Source organism: Vibrio sp. 10N.247.311.13 (assembly GCF_041467595.1).
GTDB classification, from domain to species: domain Bacteria; phylum Pseudomonadota; class Gammaproteobacteria; order Enterobacterales; family Vibrionaceae; genus Vibrio; species Vibrio crassostreae_C.
In genome coordinates this window covers 1-15,515 of record NZ_JBFSUX010000085.1, presented here as the reverse complement: position 1 = coordinate 15,515, position 15,515 = coordinate 1, and the positions used below count along the sequence as shown (strand labels likewise).

At 39.4% G+C, this 15,515-nt stretch carries 19 protein-coding genes; 10 read left to right on the top strand and 9 right to left on the bottom strand.

Annotation, left to right across the window (positions count from 1 at the left end; translation table 11 throughout):
- Positions 1-215 (top strand): winged helix-turn-helix domain-containing protein (locus tag AB6E52_RS21665; protein ID WP_372189976.1); only part of this gene is annotated, 215 nt, incomplete at its 5' end.
- Positions 216-489: 274 nt separating this feature from the next.
- Entirely contained in the window at positions 490-762 is a 273-nt protein-coding gene (locus tag AB6E52_RS21660) for a transposase (RefSeq protein WP_102427887.1), read from the top strand.
- A 275-nt stretch (positions 763-1,037) separates the two neighbouring features.
- On the opposite strand, the gene AB6E52_RS21655 is transcribed toward AB6E52_RS21660, so the two are convergent.
- The gene (locus tag AB6E52_RS21655; protein WP_102319804.1) at positions 1,038-1,715 is read right to left on the bottom strand and encodes a hypothetical protein; all 678 of its coding nucleotides are present in this window, start codon (positions 1,713-1,715) and stop codon (positions 1,038-1,040) included.
- A 325-nt stretch (positions 1,716-2,040) separates the two neighbouring features.
- Between AB6E52_RS21655 and AB6E52_RS21650 the strand changes: the two genes are divergently transcribed.
- A complete protein-coding gene (locus tag AB6E52_RS21650) occupies positions 2,041-2,586 on the top strand; it encodes a hypothetical protein (protein ID WP_102319803.1) in 546 nt (181 codons plus the stop codon).
- 30 nt (positions 2,587-2,616) lie between these two features.
- Here the strand turns inward: AB6E52_RS21650 and AB6E52_RS21645 are convergent, their stop codons facing one another.
- The 3 genes from AB6E52_RS21645 to AB6E52_RS21635 all read right to left on the bottom strand — a co-directional run bounded on the left by AB6E52_RS21645 (position 2,617) and on the right by AB6E52_RS21635 (position 5,962).
- Positions 2,617-3,105 carry a hypothetical protein gene (locus tag AB6E52_RS21645; RefSeq protein WP_102319802.1) on the bottom strand — a complete coding sequence of 163 codons (489 nt, stop codon included), beginning with the start codon at positions 3,103-3,105 and terminating at the stop codon, positions 2,617-2,619.
- 309 nt (positions 3,106-3,414) lie between these two features.
- Positions 3,415-4,392: a hypothetical protein gene (locus tag AB6E52_RS21640; protein ID WP_102319801.1), complete on the bottom strand. Its 978-nt coding sequence runs from the start codon at positions 4,390-4,392 to the stop codon at positions 3,415-3,417.
- 64 nt (positions 4,393-4,456) lie between these two features.
- Positions 4,457-5,962: a hypothetical protein gene (locus AB6E52_RS21635; protein WP_102319800.1), complete on the bottom strand. Its 1,506-nt coding sequence runs from the start codon at positions 5,960-5,962 to the stop codon at positions 4,457-4,459.
- A 107-nt stretch (positions 5,963-6,069) separates the two neighbouring features.
- Between AB6E52_RS21635 and AB6E52_RS21630 the strand changes: the two genes are divergently transcribed.
- On the top strand, positions 6,070-6,222 hold the full coding sequence (locus AB6E52_RS21630; RefSeq protein ID WP_157936679.1) for a hypothetical protein: 153 nt from the start codon (positions 6,070-6,072) through the stop codon (positions 6,220-6,222).
- A 2-nt stretch (positions 6,223-6,224) separates the two neighbouring features.
- On the opposite strand, the gene AB6E52_RS21625 is transcribed toward AB6E52_RS21630, so the two are convergent.
- The 3 genes from AB6E52_RS21625 to AB6E52_RS21615 all read right to left on the bottom strand — a co-directional run bounded on the left by AB6E52_RS21625 (position 6,225) and on the right by AB6E52_RS21615 (position 9,343).
- On the bottom strand, positions 6,225-7,322 hold the full coding sequence (locus AB6E52_RS21625) for a site-specific integrase (RefSeq protein WP_102319798.1): 1,098 nt from the start codon (positions 7,320-7,322) through the stop codon (positions 6,225-6,227).
- Between the two features lie 626 nt (positions 7,323-7,948).
- Complete coding sequence (locus tag AB6E52_RS21620; protein WP_055024802.1) at positions 7,949-8,506, bottom strand: carboxymuconolactone decarboxylase family protein; 558 nt, start codon at positions 8,504-8,506, stop codon at positions 7,949-7,951.
- A gap of 18 nt (positions 8,507-8,524) precedes the next feature.
- A complete protein-coding gene (locus tag AB6E52_RS21615) occupies positions 8,525-9,343 on the bottom strand; it encodes a peroxiredoxin family protein (protein ID WP_102319797.1) in 819 nt (272 codons plus the stop codon).
- A gap of 122 nt (positions 9,344-9,465) precedes the next feature.
- Here AB6E52_RS21615 and AB6E52_RS21610 point away from each other — a divergent pair, with 122 nt between their 5' ends.
- The 6 genes from AB6E52_RS21610 to AB6E52_RS21585 all read left to right on the top strand — a co-directional run bounded on the left by AB6E52_RS21610 (position 9,466) and on the right by AB6E52_RS21585 (position 13,614).
- A complete protein-coding gene (locus tag AB6E52_RS21610; RefSeq protein ID WP_102319796.1) occupies positions 9,466-10,059 on the top strand; it encodes a TetR/AcrR family transcriptional regulator in 594 nt (197 codons plus the stop codon).
- A 165-nt stretch (positions 10,060-10,224) separates the two neighbouring features.
- On the top strand, positions 10,225-11,046 hold the full coding sequence (locus AB6E52_RS21605; RefSeq protein WP_198589006.1) for an AraC family transcriptional regulator: 822 nt from the start codon (positions 10,225-10,227) through the stop codon (positions 11,044-11,046).
- 141 nt (positions 11,047-11,187) lie between these two features.
- Positions 11,188-11,988 carry an SDR family oxidoreductase gene (locus AB6E52_RS21600; RefSeq protein WP_102319795.1) on the top strand — a complete coding sequence of 267 codons (801 nt, stop codon included), beginning with the start codon at positions 11,188-11,190 and terminating at the stop codon, positions 11,986-11,988.
- Positions 11,989-12,033: 45 nt separating this feature from the next.
- A complete protein-coding gene (locus tag AB6E52_RS21595) occupies positions 12,034-12,345 on the top strand; it encodes an EthD family reductase (protein ID WP_102319794.1) in 312 nt (103 codons plus the stop codon).
- Between the two features lie 118 nt (positions 12,346-12,463).
- On the top strand, positions 12,464-13,108 hold the full coding sequence (locus tag AB6E52_RS21590; RefSeq protein WP_102319793.1) for a DsbA family oxidoreductase: 645 nt from the start codon (positions 12,464-12,466) through the stop codon (positions 13,106-13,108).
- A gap of 65 nt (positions 13,109-13,173) precedes the next feature.
- A complete protein-coding gene (locus tag AB6E52_RS21585; protein WP_102319792.1) occupies positions 13,174-13,614 on the top strand; it encodes a YiiD C-terminal domain-containing protein in 441 nt (146 codons plus the stop codon).
- A 5-nt stretch (positions 13,615-13,619) separates the two neighbouring features.
- On the opposite strand, the gene AB6E52_RS21580 is transcribed toward AB6E52_RS21585, so the two are convergent.
- A complete protein-coding gene (locus tag AB6E52_RS21580) occupies positions 13,620-13,739 on the bottom strand; it encodes a transposase family protein (protein WP_102319791.1) in 120 nt (39 codons plus the stop codon).
- A gap of 362 nt (positions 13,740-14,101) precedes the next feature.
- The gene (locus tag AB6E52_RS21575) at positions 14,102-15,379 is read right to left on the bottom strand and encodes a site-specific integrase (RefSeq protein ID WP_102319790.1); all 1,278 of its coding nucleotides are present in this window, start codon (positions 15,377-15,379) and stop codon (positions 14,102-14,104) included.
- Positions 15,380-15,515: the final 136 nt, after the last annotated feature.

Sequence of the window (15,515 nt, the reverse complement as noted above, 5' to 3'; positions counted from 1 at the left end):
AAGAAGCTGAATCACCTTCTGGTGGCCGCCTTGTTGGAAGCGATATACATGACTACATCGTTAAACAGTTTGACAAGCACTACCACCCTAATTCCATCTATTATCTCTTCGACCACATGGGTTTTTCTTGGATAACTTCTCGTTCCAAACACCCTAAACAATCACAGCAAATACAAGACGATTTTAAAAAAATTCCAAATCGAAACGATCCTTAAGATCCCCGGCCATATTGGGCTAGAGAGTGTTGATGTCTGGTTTCAAGACGAAGCTAGGTTTGGTCAGCAGAACACAACAACACGTCTTTGGGCTACTCGTGGAACGAGACCTCGCGTAGTAAAACAGCAGCAATTTGAATACGCTTATTTGTTTGGCTCAGTGTGCCCATCGAGAGGGATTGGTGAGGCAATGGTCGTCCCTTGGGTTAACAAAGACATCATGATAAACCATCTAGAGTAGATATCTAAAGTCACAGAAAAAGACCGTCATTCAGTGGTAATAATGGATGGCGCAGGATGGCATACCGATGATATTGCTAACCCATTTGATAATGTCAGTATTATCAAATTGCCGCCATACTCACCAGAGCTTAACCCTATAGAGCAAGTGTGGAGTTGGTTAAGGCAACACTATCTAGCAAACCAAAACTTCATTGATTATAACGATATTGTTTCGAAGGTCTGTAGCGCTTGGAATGGATTTCTTGAGTGCAAAGATCGCGTCACAAAAATGTGTACAAGAGATTGGATTGACCTGATCAGTTAATTTTCCGGATTGGTATTAATTTTCCGGATTGGTATAATCTTCCGTTTTGAAGTATTCAAAGGTTCTTTTGCCAAACTCAATACGAAAAAAAGCCCGCTAATTTCTCAGCGGGCTTTTCAATGGTGGTGGAGGGATAGGGATTTGAACCCCATATCCAACACAAGAAATTAAATAAAACCGTTTTATAACAATACCTTAAAGCAAGGTGTTATAGTCACTTAAAACAATTGTATAATGCAATTGACTATATCGTTTATTGTAAGAATGTCAATTAGTTAATCGCTATAGTGAACCTTAGAAAACCATGCTCCCACAAAATCATGATCTTCATACCCTGGAATATTAGCCAATACGCACTCTAAGTTTTTGCAGCTTGACTTTGATAAAGCAAAGCAAACCATTTGAGTCCCACTCTTCCAAATCAACTTGATTAGCTTCTCAAGCCGTTTACTTATCTTGTCAGACTGAATATATCTCGCACACTCCAAATCTCGTCTTAACTTTGGGTCATCTAATGCTTTAATATTGTAGACTTTTCCTAGTTTTTCTAGTCCTAGAGTGGATAAATCAACCACATCGAGAATATACATTTTCTCATCTCGGAAAAAGAAAAGTATCGAAAGGTTAAGGTCAAATGCATGAATTTGGTAAATATGACGATGTGTCGATATTAACTCTTTGATTTGACTTACAAAGTCAGTTTGCAAAATTAAAGGACAGAAGTGTGGTTCAGTGTTCGATAGGACTGAGTAAAACATGCGAAGCTGATTTTCACTGAATTTTCCGAATTTTCGATGAACTATCGTATGTAATTGTTCTCGAAAAACTACTGAAGTACTTAAACTAGTTAGCGAACGTCGTTGTAGAAAGCTATCAACCGCTTTGTTTAAATCTTTACTGGTTACAACTGTCGATGCAAAAGGAGAAATGGGTTGTATGTATGATGTAGTCATTGTTTATTTTCCATTATGTCCCACAACATTTTGAATGTGTGTCGCTCACAAAATCAAAAGTTACAGAACAATGAAAATACTAAACAGATTTTTAAAGGGACACGTATTGTTTCACTTTAGCGACAAAAGTAGGCTCTCCCAGAGCCTTGATTAGGCTATACGACGCACTTAAATACGTCAAGCTATAATGTTACCTTTCTCTTTTAAAACAATTATTTAAGTTATAATAATTCTATTTCTCTTGCTCATAAATCACTTGCACTTCTCGTGTTTATACCTCATGTTGTATTCCGATTTATGATAGCCAACCCAACTGAGTATTGTTATGGACGAATATTTTAACGGATGGTTCAATCGAGAACGCCAAAAACAGCGAGAAAGCATTGTTAATGAAAACCATTTCTTAACTTTATCAGAGTTTAGCTCTTCAGTTGGGCTGTTAGAAAAGCATGTCATACATCATTGTAAGAAATGCGAATTACTTTTTATTAAAGATGAGGCGGGAGGGATATGGCTCCCGACCTGTCAGGTTATTGATGGCACACTAAATGAGTTAATGATGTCGTCAATTAAGCGTATAGCATCAAAGTTTGATGCTATTGATGCGCTTGACTTTATAACCGATAAAAAAAGTGACGGTTTAGTATTACATCATTTTTTAGTGAGTGATTTATCTATTCAGCGTTGTAAAACACCAGAAGACCTTATTAAAATTGGATTAGAATTAGATCGTTTAAGTGTACGATTCCATGGAAGTTTGGTGGATGCGGTGTCACAAAATAATGAAGCAGCGGTTGAAGCTTTCATACAAGATGTACTAACTGGAAGACAGCGCTCAGTCAAGACCACGACCGTTGATATTGATGTGTAATGTTATGACTATTATTCCATTTTCTCTCTGTTAGATGTGAGACAGTTTGTTAATTTGAGATATCAAACTGTCGCTTACACCTTCATTTATTGCACTTAAAAGCGCTTTCCCTGTAAATGCTTTAAGTCTATCGTCTGTCGCAACGTCTCCGCAGATAAACCAAGTCGCATTTAAAGCATTGGCGTGAGCTAACATTAGACGCACGGGATCTCTATCATCAAGCCTAACTTTATAGGTCAAATCAACAAACGCTGCTAATTGATTTTCAGTAAATACAGTATGCTTAATTAACAATTCACGCGTGAATCGTTCTCCAGTCGGGTACAAAAGAAAGCCTACACTGTTTGCTGCATCAGCCAAACGCTGTGCACCTTTTCTATCGGGTGTCACATTTTTCATTAGCAAATCAGTATTGCTTAAAAATGGCTGTAACTCATAAATACGACGAACGTCATCGTTTTGATTTAAATAGTTCGAAGAGTAAAGAAGAGAGCGCGGGTCAAAATATAAAATGTTCATTGGTTCTACCGAAAGTGATTTTATGCTCTATCTATAAGTACACCATAATGCACTTATAGGTCATCTCGATTGAAAGCATGGCTAAAAGTCCATTAAAGTGGACTTTTAGATTTTAAGTGACTGATTAATATTAAAATATATCACACCATACATTCGAGGGATTAACCATCATAGAATTTTCTTTTGGGTGGCACCAACTCTTTGAAAAGCGTTCCCAGTTCCCCTCTCGTTTCTTAGCGATTCTTAGGCGATTTAAGAATTCTTAATTTCATTGGTCTCCTTCACCTACTGAAATAAAGTTCAAGGATTTCAAATTGTTGATTTTCCATGTTCTACGAGATCGTTTTCTAGGCGTTGTTTTTGTTCATGCAGCAAGGCAATTTCGTTTTCAGCTTCTTCTAGGCCCTTCTCCAATAGGCGATGACTCGTAGCCAGTTCGCGGTTTTCTTCTCGTAGAATACTTATTTGATTGTCTGATTCATTCAGTAACTTCTGAGTTGATTTAAAAAGGGTTGAAGTTTCTGTTAACTGCGCTCTGGTCGTTTCATGCAGCTCAGATAAGCCTGATAACTGAGATTGAAGTTGATTGGCTTCATTCATGGAATATTCCAGTTTTACCTGAGTGGCCGTGTGAGCCTTATCTATATCCGATACTGTTCGTCTTAATTCATCCAACGAAATCTGCTGTTGAGCGGCCTTTTCCGTTGTCTTATTGAAAGAGTCAGTTAGTTGACTAATGGTTTGTATCAAATCTGATCTTTCGCTTTTTGAACTTGTTAATCTGACCTCTAAGTTATCGATTTGATCTTCTAGTAGCTCATTACGCTCAACTTGTTTCTGTAGTCGCACTTCAATATCAAGAGTATCTTGCTCAGCCATCGCTTGAGCTTTTACCAATATATCAGATTTAGCATCTAGCTCTCTGATTCGCACTTCCATCAAGGATTCATAATGAATGTGTGCTTTGTCATTAATTCTGATAGTCATATCACGAAGTATTTTCCCAAGCTCTTGTTCATTGAGTGACAGCATATCTTGAAGCTCAACAGGCAACTCAAAAGTCGATGCCACTGCTCTCTGGTCAGGATTAGTATCTACTGTCGATTGTTTTATTTCGGGAAGCCTGCCTTCTCCGATGAGGCGCTCAAGGTCAGTCTGTATAGAAGCAATTTTTCCACGTCCAAGAGCTTCTTTAATGAGCCACCCCGAAGGTTGTCGACCTTCATCGGACAATTGAGTTGCAATGCGTATAACATCTTCATCCGCATAAGATTTTGGTCTAGCCATATGGTTTATACCTTTGTTTTAATTATTATGATGGTTAGTTAGTAAAGTAAGCTGCGTGACTAACTTACTTATTAGGATGATCTGTAACGGTATGGTCATTGTTCGGTGCCACTGCTTCAGGCGCTTTCAGCAAAGCCACCTCATTTACGATTTTATCTGATAGACCTGGTGGTAGGTCTAGCACTGAGTTCAAGACAGAACTCAGGTACTCGCTTTGTTTTTTTAATACGCCTCTGTCTTTAGCATTGATCGCAAGTACCACTTTCTTAAAGATATCAACCAGTTTTGGCACTACGGTTTGTGTTAGCGATTGAGTGAGAATAGTCAGCCTTGATGATTCAGCTTTGAGATCTGACAACTCAAGTTGCATCGTATCTCGCTCAACCTGTAATTGGTTTAGCTGTACTTCTACCAGTGCAGTATCATCTATCAACTGTGATAGTTGTTGCTCGGTTTTTTCATTCTCATCTAACAAATAAACACGTTTCTTTTCTGCCAACTTTATTTTTCCCTGAGTTAGATCTAATTGGTGTGTGTGATAATTATGGCTGCGCTCCAATTTAGGTAATGAAGCCTCTCGATTCATATCTCTTCTTTTTTCAGATCTTCGCTCTGACTCTGGAGCAAGCTTTGCTACCAAGCCTTTATCAACAAATAGGTGCTGATTAGCATAGTCAAATAACATTTTTTGAAAGTAACGACCAAATTTTTGACTCAACTTCCTCGTCAGTTTCCCATCATCAGGTAATAATTTGGTGTCAGGTGCCGTTCGCTTAATATACTCATTGACGACCTTAATCTGAGTCTTTCTCAAGTCATATTTACCTGTCTGGTTGTTTCGACCAGATAAATAGTAGTGCGCATGTGCTCCCGTTTTGACATCCACACTTCGTTCGTCGTCATGCCCGATAACCGCTTTAACCTCGTAATCGGGAAAATATTCCATTAAGAACTGACTAGTAAACGAAACGTACTCTTCTAAGCTAATTACATCCGTTCCAACCCCCCATTGGTGGGGGATTTTAAAAAGACCTTCTTGAACATACAGATTGTTGGCTGGCGGCTTCTGGCATAACTGATTGTGAGCATTCAGATATGTTTCTAACATCTTAATTCGCTGCTTTTTGCGTTGCATTGTTAGCTTTGCAAACGCATCGATACGTGAGTAAGGAACGTACTTATCCATATCCAGTACAGCCTGTAAAAATTGAGCGGCAGCCTGATTTCCTTTTTTAAGCTCACTATCAACTGCTGTCTTTACCTTTTTGCGATACTGACGAAGTTGTGTTTGCAGCTTCGCTTGATTTGCCTTTTTAGGCGACGGCGCAATCTCATACAACAACTCTAGCCGTTGCTCTTCAGACCATTCTTTAAGAGACGATTGTTGACCATTCGTCCAGATCACGTTTTTTTCAAGCAGCTCATGATTCCACTCTAATTGCTTCGATTTCTTTGCCGCAGTGGGTGGTGATATGCGTAATGAATGAGCTAAAGAATGTTCGCACTTTACACGTTCAGCGGGCTTCGAACTAAAGTTGAACCGACGGTGAAACAATCGAATCTCTTTCATGCAATCCTCCTAAGAGGTGCGCATGGTAGAGAGTCAAGAGGCACTTCTCTTGCCCGCAGCTCACGTGCATCTTTTGCGAAGTAAAAGTGTGACGGGAGCGCAGCGGGTTGCCTTGTCGTATCACTTTTGAAGTGAACGACTTTGGCACTGTTAGTGCCATTAATGGCAGTACAACAGCCATTGTTGACAGCGAAAATGGCAACGGTGGCATCGATAATGCCATTGGTGGCATCGATAATGCCATTGGTGGCAGTGCTTAGAATCATTTCGCACCACCAAGTGTAGCCTTAAGAACCGCTAGCAACTCAGGATTAGACTCTAATTTAGCAACCAGATCCGCTGTTTCAACCGATATCGCAGAAGAAGATGGAGCCGTTACAGGTGCTTGTCCAAAGGCTTCGGCTAAGTTATCGGCTGCCAAACGAGCACAATCTGGAGCATCAGAGGCAATCCAACGCCCATAATGCTTATCAACCATATGAGTACCTGAATGCCCCATCTGAGCAGCAATCCACTCTTTCGATATACCCGCAGTTAAATTTTGTGAAGCAAAGGTATGCCGTAATTGACCAACTCCACGGTGATTAACCTCTGCTTGCAGCAGAAAAGCATCGAAGAAATCTTTGGCAAACTGTGCTGCATGTAAAAATGGCTTACTGGTCTTACTGTTATAAAAAACGAACTGCACAGACTCTTTTTTGAGCGTTTTGTTATCTTCTTGCCTAACCGATATTTTCCTTAGCTTCTTCTTGCCAGTAAGTTGCAACTGCTGTTTCAAGAGGTCAATAGCAAGTTGGTTAAGCTCAACGGTTCGCATTGACCCCTCAGTCTTGGGCACTTTGTATTCTTGAAGAACTTTGGCTCTACGAACGTACATTTCCTTACGTTGCCAAATGATATCATCCCAGCTGAGCGCAAGTAATTCACTGATCCTCAAACCTGTGAGAGCATTAAATAAGCACGCATTTTTCCCACTTTGACACGATACATCAGTATCATGGAGCTTTTTCAGCTCTGCTTTTGTAAACGGTGCAGGTTCGGATGTTGTAACTTTCAGATTTTGAATACCCGTCATAGGGTTTCGTTCGAGCGCACCGTCCAGCTCCGCAAAACGAAAAACCGCTCTTAGGATGATCAGGAACTCATTGATGCTTTTGTTTTTATAATGCTTATGCAAACCATCAATAACGGCAAGGATGTCGCTGTGTGTAACACTCGCAATCTTTCTATGACCAATGCGCTTTGATAGCTTTAAGGCTTTACTCTTCTCTGATCGAAGAGTCGATGGGGCAACGCGGTTTACGCGACTTGCAATGTATTGCTCTATATAGTTTTTTACTTTTTTCTCTTGTTGATTCACGTCTCAATCTTATGGCAGCTTTGGCTGCTCTGCTGTCTTGTGAACAAACTACAAGAGTTCTTTAGCATGATCAAATATGAAAAAGCCAATAATATTAGTTACTTATTATGAAAAATCACGATTACAATGATTATCAACAGGTTAGAAAGTTAAATTTTTTTGAAAAATTTCCATATGAAACTCACACACTAAACTTTCCCCACCCAAACATCTTACGTTGGCATATTGATTCGAATAGGTGTGATATTCACTTCACATGATGCATCTCATTGGTGCGGCTGTAACTATCTAGTGATAATCAAGGCTTGTGTCTCATATTGCTGTATGTGGGTAGAACGCAAGAAAACTGATTGGGGTTCATCACTATTGTTCACCTTGTGTCGATGGCATAACTATAAAGAAACCAGATCATCCTACGACAATTACCGCACCTCATAACTCAGAAGTGCCCCATAACAAGCTAGAGCAGGAATGAGGCTATATTAAAGGTTTGTAATTTGACTTACTTTTCTTTATGCCTAGAGTTCTGACTATGTGGCCAAATTTACTAATCCACAACACATATACTTATGAAAATACACGGCCATTAAAAGAGAGTATCAGTAGATACTCTCTTCAGATTGATCTTACCTCTCTGAAGGGTGAGTCCAGTCAAAAGCCTTTAATGGGGCATCAACTGGTGTATGAGATAATGCATTGGTGAAATTTGAAATAAGTTTGCAAGCTAGGCCTGTCAACACTTCAAGCGCATGCCGCTCTGTGTATCCTACCGTTAGAAAGTTCTGCAACTTTTCATCACCTATATGACCACGATTATCTAGTAGCTCTTTAGTAAAGACATGCAACGCTTGTAGTTTGACATCAGGTAACTCATTTCCTTCCCGTAGTGCTTCAATAATGCTTTCTGGCATATTAGCTGATTTCATGATCCACGTATGACCAGGAACGCAATAGTGACAGTTGTTTTCAAAGTTTGATGTCATCAGAACCACTTGAGCTTCGAGTGGACTGAATAGTGTACTTTGCGTGAATAACTCATAAGTCTTCAAATAAGCTTGATAAGTTGCAGGAGCATCTGCTAGCACTTTATGTAAATTTGGAATTAAACCAAGTGATTTTTTAGATTGCTCCATCATTTGCTTTGATGCTTCTGGTGCTGTTTCAATATTGTGGTAGTTAAACATAATAATTCTCTCGGTTTATTATTTATTAATGGTGAAAACGTTGCGTAAGGCTTGAGTTAATCGTTCTTCGCTTGCTCTTAGTCGATAGTCTTCAGATTGATCTATCCATTGGATGACACCATGTTCATCAATTAAGATCGATGTTGGGATAGACATTGATTTGTATTCAAATGAAGTAGGAAATGGCAGCCCTAATACTGTTTTTGTTTTAGACGAGTCAGCCCCTAAAGCCTTGTGGTGTTCAACGCCGTATTGTTTAACTACTTTGAGTTCTGGGTCTGACAAAAGAAGAAGATCTAAACTATCTCGTTCGATGTGCATTTTTGCTTGTTCTGCCGTATCTCCCGACAACGCAACGACCTTAACTCCATATCGATCCAGAGTCGGTTTCATATCGTTAAACATTTTTAATTCAGCACTACAGTATGGACACCAAGCACCTCGGTAAAACTTAAGTAGAACACGTTGATTTTTTAGGTCATCAGTCGAATAAATCTCGTTGTCATATGTGGTTGATTCGAATTGTGGGAACTTATCTCCAATTGCAACCTCAATATCACCTAGAGGAGTATCTTTTTGACTGAATACCCAAATGAATTTACCACCAAGAAATATGGAAAAGCTGGACATTAAGACAACGAAAACAAAGCTCCAATGCATATTTATAATCCCACTGATAATTGCACCTAGCCCCAAAAGGACACCTGCGGCAAGTGCTAGCATAAGGATGATAGGATTTTTGGGCGGCTTGTTCTTTTTTACTTTTAGAAAGTAATGCAAACTTCCAATCACCGTTGTGGAAAATCCAAGTAGTGATAGTGCTATAGCTGAATACATCGTTTGTTCCTCATTGTTTTGCCTAATTGTTTTGCCTAATTGTACTAGTTAGTACATTTGCAATTAATGTACTAACTAGTACAATAGGTGTCAATAAGAATTTTATGTAGTTGTATAGATAAATGGCAAAGAAAAGACAGTTTGACGAGATAGAAGTGCTTGGAGTTATGGCCAAATATTTTTGGCAGCATGGTTATGCGTCGACTAAGGTGGATCAATTATCGACCGTTACAGGATTAACGAAAACCAGTATTTACAACGCGTTTGGCAACAAAGAAACCGTGTTTAAATGTATAGTAGATTTCTATGTTGAGCATCACATGTCTGTGGTACTCAGGAAACTCGACTCAAATAAATCAATATCAGAGAATCTTCAATATTTATTTGATAGTGAGTTCTTAAATCCAGAGAATGATCTACTCACTTACGGCTGCTTAATTACAAACAGTATTGTTGAATTAAAATCAAACGAACCAGCCCTCTATGAGTATGTTATTAAGAAGTTTGAACAAGGTCGTATTGCAACACTGGCATTTTTTACTCAATATGAGAAAACAGAACGACTTATTGATGGTATAGATGCAGAGCATTTGACCGACTATTTCCTTACGTTTCGTCAAGGACTCAAAGTTCAATCAAGAGGGCAAAGACCACATGAATCTCTCGCTCGATCTATACATGCATTCATGCTTGTATTGAGTACATTTGAAAAATAGATTATGCGTAGACTATTCTCGAGCTTTAGCTTTGTTGTCGAGTTTTAGATGTCTAATGATTATGAGTGCAGCACCGTAGCAACACGATTCTAGTTGAGCCAATTATTTAATCGAGCAGGTAGACTGCTTTATCCTTATCGCAATACTATTGAATGGTGCCTTTAAATGAAAACAATAAAATATAATGGACGTATTGTTTTTCAAAAACAAGATATACCCAGTTTCAAACGTATGCCGCGCGTATTTGTAGACAGTGAAGCGTGTTTTGCGTTTGTCACAAATGGCGATTTTAACGTCAGGGAACAGACAGAATCTGCTTCATTGAACAAAAACTGCGGAATACTGGCAAAATGCACCAACTACTTTTATGAAAACACTAGCTATCATAATGATGAAGGTGCAGGTGAAGCGATTGGTATCCTTCTCTATCCTGAAATATTTCAGTCACTGTTTAACTTTGATATTAGCCAGTCAAAATACAGGGTCGATTATAATATTTTGCAGGTTGAAGTGGACAAATTGCTAGAGCACTATCGTGATAGCATCAGTATATTGCTGGATTCTCCAGAGTTGGCGGATGATTTGCTTATCGAGAGCAAACTACGTGAATTTGTCATTCTTATGGCGAAAAGAACCAGCGCACCTTCTGAACTCGATTTTCTTGCTTCTATGTTTAAACCTAACTTTGCCAAATTTGAAGATATTATCCAAAGTAATCTGTATGCGGATCTGAGTGTGGATGAGTTGGCAGCATTGTGTCATATGAGTGTTTCTACTTTTAAACGTAAGTTTAAAGAGGTGTATTCAGAACCCCCAATAAAATACATTACCAAATTAAAAATCAACAAAGCTAAAGTGTTACTGAAAGATAATAGCTTACGTATCTCCGACATCGTTTTTGAAACGGGTTTCGAGTCGATTTCCACGTTTAACCGTGCCTTTAAAGGACAAACAGGCCTATCCCCTTCTCAATTTCGTTTAACCTGACACCAACGCATTTTAACCTTTCCATTCAGGTTGGCTCGTTTGAACTAATGTGAGCAATTTTTGAACTTTTATGGAGAGCCCTGTACCTCCAAATTCCATATAGTTACCCCATCAACTAAACACAGAGAAAGGTAACGAATTATGGGTATCAGCTTTAAAGAAAAATATGGTGATTGGGCACTTATCACAGGGGCAACATCAGGCATTGGCGCAGAAATGGCAAGCCAGATTGCAGCAAAAGGATTGAACGTTGTTTTGGTCGCTCGTCGAGAAAAAGAGCTTGAAGAGCAAGCTACGTTGCTTACGGAACGCTACGGAATTAAAGCAACGACCGTTTCTGCTGACTTAAGTACGTCAGAAGGCGTCGAAAAAGTTAAGCAAATTGACAAAAGTATTGGGCTACTTGTACTAGCCGCTGGTATTGAAGTTAATGGTTCGTTTGCTAAATCATCTCTAGAGCAAGAGTTGAAGATGATACAGCTTAATGTTAGCTCTGTGTTGCAACTGACTCACCACTTTACACCAACAATGATCGAAAGAAAAAGAGGCGGTATTTTAATGGTATCAAGTCTTTCTGGTCATATGGTTTCCCCATATTTTTCAAATTATGCAGGTACCAAAGCCTACGTTCTTCAGCTAGGTGCATCTCTTCATGGCGAACTTAAACCCAAAGGTATTGATGTAACGGTTCTTTCTCCTGGGTTAACAACTACACCGATGACAGCTGATAATGGTGTTGACTGGTCAAAATTACCAATGGTTGCAAAAGATCCAGCGGAAGTAGCAGAAATAGCTATCAATGGTTTGGGTAGAAAAGCAGTTGTGGTTCCAGGTAAACGTAATCGAATGACCGCTATTCTTTCTGGGATCATCCCCCACCAAAAGCAGGCAATAATGGGTGAATCAATGATTGGAAAAGCAATGCCCAATAACAAAATGTAACCCCCAACAGTTTAAAACTTTAGTGAAAGAAAAAGGAAAAAAGCAATGATTAAAGTATACGTAATATACCCAAATAACGATGATGTGATTTTTGATTTTGATTATTACTGCAACAAACATGTTCCTATGATAGGAGAGCTTCTGGGAGACGCACTAAAAGGGGCGACAGTAGATGCAGGGTTAGCAAGTGTTGTTCCTAGTGAAGCAGCGGCATATGTGGCGATTAGTACAATTTCATTTGAATCTATAGAGTCATTTCAAACGGCATTTGGCCCAAATGCAGACAAGATAAAAGCTGATGTACCGAACTTCACTAATACCGTTCCATCAATTCAGCTTTGTGAGCAAAAAATATAGAACCGCAACTCTCTACGGTGAAAATGAGCAGGATACCGAATAATAAACAATTTGGGTTCTGCTTAGTGTTATTTAATGAAAAAAATTGAAGCTAAACGCTTGATAAAAAGAGTTAAATATGAATATGAAAATCAAATTGGATATTGTGTCAGATGTGATTTGTCCTTGGTGTATTATCGGTTATAAGCGTTTAAATACCGCGATAAAAGAGCTTGGTATAGAAGATCGCATTGAGATTGAGTGGCAACCTTTTCAGTTAAATCCAGATATGCCGCTTGAAGGTGAAGACCTACGTGCCCACCTTAAAAGGAAGTACGGTACTACATTAGAAGATAGCATTCGTTTCAGAAAAGAGATGACAGAGCTTGGAGAAGACGTTGGGTTTAAATTCGACTACTTTGACGGACTAAAAGCTGTAAATACCCTTGATGCTCATATTCTTCTGGAGCATGCAAAAAGTGTAGGCAAGCAAACCGAGCTTAAAAATCGGTTATTTGCTTCGTTTTATAGCGAGCAAAAAGATATATCCAGCAAGAGTACCCTCGAGCAAGAGTTGCAAAGTCTTGGTATTAATGTTGACGAAGCAATGCAATGCCTAGATGACGATAATATGCGAAGTCATGTCCAGTCGCTGGAACAGAAATGGAAGCAAGCGGGTATATCAGGTGTTCCAACAGTTGTATTCAATCGCGAGAGCGCTATTTCTGGAGCCCAATCAGTGGATACGTATAAGCAAGTATTAACTGAATTAGCTAAAGTGTAATTCCTGCATCCCTCTAAAACGGACTTTTGCAATATTTTGGCGGTCTGAAAAAGGCAACGGTCTATATGAAACATAGAGAGCTTGAAGTCTACCTTCATCATCATATACCAGTATCAAAGTCTCTCGGTATCTGTGTGAATACTTGTAGCAGCAAAAATATCGAGATTACTGCACCATTGAGAATGAATACCAACCACATGAATACGGTGTTTGGCGGCAGCTTATCTGTTGTTGGTATTTTGGCAGGTTGGTCTTTAGTTTATGCCCAGTTGGAGGGTAAAAAACATCAAATTGTTATTCAAGAAAATAGCATTCGATACCTGAAACCCGCCAGCAAAGATGTAACAGCAGTATGTAAATATGACAACCTTACGGCGTGGTCTCGGTTTCATCGTGCGTTTCAACGCAAGGGAAAAGGTCGTGTTCAAATAGCCTGCAATCTATTTTGTGCGGATGAGTTGGTTGCTACTTTTGAGGGAATATACGTCGTTTTTAATAAAGAGTAATAAGGTCAAAATGCAATGAAAACTAAAAACTTACGCAACCAATCCAGTTTGTCACGCCCGAACTCTTCAATTTCTTCCCAACCTTGACTCCCTGCAATCACAACGCTAATGGTAAGGAACAGAATATCTAAGAGTTTATTTACAACTTATCCTGATTGGCGTGTATCTTCAATGGCTACAAAGTATTTGAATAAATTGAGCTCAGACATGGTTGACTTGGTTTGTTATCAAAAAGAAGTATAAGATAAAAAACTTAGCTTAAGGTAAAGCTTCGTGATCTTGCCCTGTACTCTACGGCTAACGTTCACCGCTCGTTTTGTAGATAAAGAGGGCGAAACTAATTATAGATCTTTGATAATTTTGGATATTTTTTCTAATCAATATTAGTCGACTTAGACAGAGTACTCTAAATGATTCCTGTCCAAATATGAGCTAGCTCGGTAAATAGCTAGCTCGGCTTTTCTTAACATTGAAATAGCACACGGCACTACAGCTTAAAAGTAACCTTGTTTAATGCCTTCGCAAGCTCCTTCAAATTCAACTGTTTGCCGTAGCGATCATACGTTACCCCTTGCTGCTTATGGCCTACGATTTCAGCTGTAATCAACTCAGAAACACCCTTTTGCTTCAACTCATCAATAAAAGTATGTCTGAATCCATAACTCGTTGGGCGGTGGCGTGGCAGCATACCAATAGATGTCTGGTACTTGGTCATTTTATTAAGGTAGGCCTTAGACCAATCGGCAAAGATGTTTTTTGGCTCATAGCTGAATAGATTATTGGTACCGCTGGACTTCCTAGTTGCAATGTACTGCAGCAATCCAAAATTAATTAGTTGACCATGGACAGGGATTTTGCGGATGCTGTTGCTATTTTTGACGTACTTACCTTCATCGTCAACATTGACAGCGAAATAGTAGCTCCCATCAGCCTCTTTTATGTCATTCACTCTTAGTTGACACACTTCAGATGGACGCATTCCTGAGTAAAGCAATATCCACGAGATCCAGCGGAACTCTACATCCTGTTCAACAAATTTTTGAGACTTGAAGAATAGCTTAAGATCCTTGAGTGACCAGCGTTCACGTTCTTCACTAGTAGGCTTGAGTGGCTTGTTATCTACCTTAATGCCGTCAAAGGGGTTCAGTGCGATGTAATTCATCATCTTAGCAAACTTAAAAAACTGAAAAGCAGCAGCAAGGTACTCTTTGTTTGTCTTATAGCTACGCCCTTCCTTGAGGAGTTGGTCACGGTACACCAACGCATGAGCCGAAGTAACAGGATCCACGGATTCAACGGGTAACAGGTTAATACAGTGACTGGCACGAGCATTTAACTGATGCACTGTTAAAGGTCTGATATTTTGCAACTTCTTACTAGCGACAAAAGCGTCTAGCGCCGCTTTTAATGAAACGACAGGGTGATTCTTTCGGTGAACTGTAGAAGTTAAGTCCCGATGTTCTGCTTTACGAACTGGAGCGGCAGATACCTCAATATCAGGTTGATTCGATTCAAACTTACTACGAACCTCATCGATAATCGCATCACAATCCGCTTTAAAGCCTTCTACACAACTTTGCCCATGAGTTTTAGTTATTAACTCTTTTAGACTAGCAGCAACGGTTAGATTGCGTTCAGAAGCAAGTTGACGGTTCTTGGTTAGTAAAGATACTTTCAGATCGAACGGAAAGCCATTATCTCGAAGTTTTTTCGGCAGACAAACACGTGTGTAGTAGGTGCAATTTGGGGCGCGGAAAAGGTACATTGTCTGAGTCAATCCTTATGGTTTGACTTGGCACCTTGCAGATATGAAAAAAGCCGTTGTAATACAACGGCTTATCTCATTTTTAATGTGGTGGAGGGATAGGGATTTGAACCCTAGAACCGCTATTAACGGTTGC

What these genes read in the sequence shown, in the direction of transcription:
- AB6E52_RS21655 (WP_102319804.1), bottom strand. Translation starts at nt 1,715, where the DNA reads ATGACTACATCATACATACAACCCATTTCTCCTTTTGCATCGACAGTT.
- AB6E52_RS21650 (WP_102319803.1), top strand. Translation starts at nt 2,041, where the DNA reads ATGGACGAATATTTTAACGGATGGTTCAATCGAGAACGCCAAAAACAG.
- AB6E52_RS21645 (WP_102319802.1), bottom strand. Translation starts at nt 3,105, where the DNA reads ATGAACATTTTATATTTTGACCCGCGCTCTCTTCTTTACTCTTCGAAC.
- AB6E52_RS21640 (WP_102319801.1), bottom strand. Translation starts at nt 4,392, where the DNA reads ATGGCTAGACCAAAATCTTATGCGGATGAAGATGTTATACGCATTGCA.
- AB6E52_RS21635 (WP_102319800.1), bottom strand. Translation starts at nt 5,962, where the DNA reads ATGAAAGAGATTCGATTGTTTCACCGTCGGTTCAACTTTAGTTCGAAG.
- AB6E52_RS21620 (WP_055024802.1), bottom strand. Translation starts at nt 8,506, where the DNA reads ATGTTTAACTACCACAATATTGAAACAGCACCAGAAGCATCAAAGCAA.
- AB6E52_RS21615 (WP_102319797.1), bottom strand. Translation starts at nt 9,343, where the DNA reads ATGTATTCAGCTATAGCACTATCACTACTTGGATTTTCCACAACGGTG.
- AB6E52_RS21610 (WP_102319796.1), top strand. Translation starts at nt 9,466, where the DNA reads ATGGCAAAGAAAAGACAGTTTGACGAGATAGAAGTGCTTGGAGTTATG.
- AB6E52_RS21605 (WP_198589006.1), top strand. Translation starts at nt 10,225, where the DNA reads ATGAAAACAATAAAATATAATGGACGTATTGTTTTTCAAAAACAAGAT.
- AB6E52_RS21600 (WP_102319795.1), top strand. Translation starts at nt 11,188, where the DNA reads ATGGGTATCAGCTTTAAAGAAAAATATGGTGATTGGGCACTTATCACA.
- AB6E52_RS21595 (WP_102319794.1), top strand. Translation starts at nt 12,034, where the DNA reads ATGATTAAAGTATACGTAATATACCCAAATAACGATGATGTGATTTTT.
- AB6E52_RS21590 (WP_102319793.1), top strand. Translation starts at nt 12,464, where the DNA reads ATGAATATGAAAATCAAATTGGATATTGTGTCAGATGTGATTTGTCCT.
- AB6E52_RS21585 (WP_102319792.1), top strand. Translation starts at nt 13,174, where the DNA reads ATGAAACATAGAGAGCTTGAAGTCTACCTTCATCATCATATACCAGTA.
- AB6E52_RS21575 (WP_102319790.1), bottom strand. Translation starts at nt 15,379, where the DNA reads ATGTACCTTTTCCGCGCCCCAAATTGCACCTACTACACACGTGTTTGT.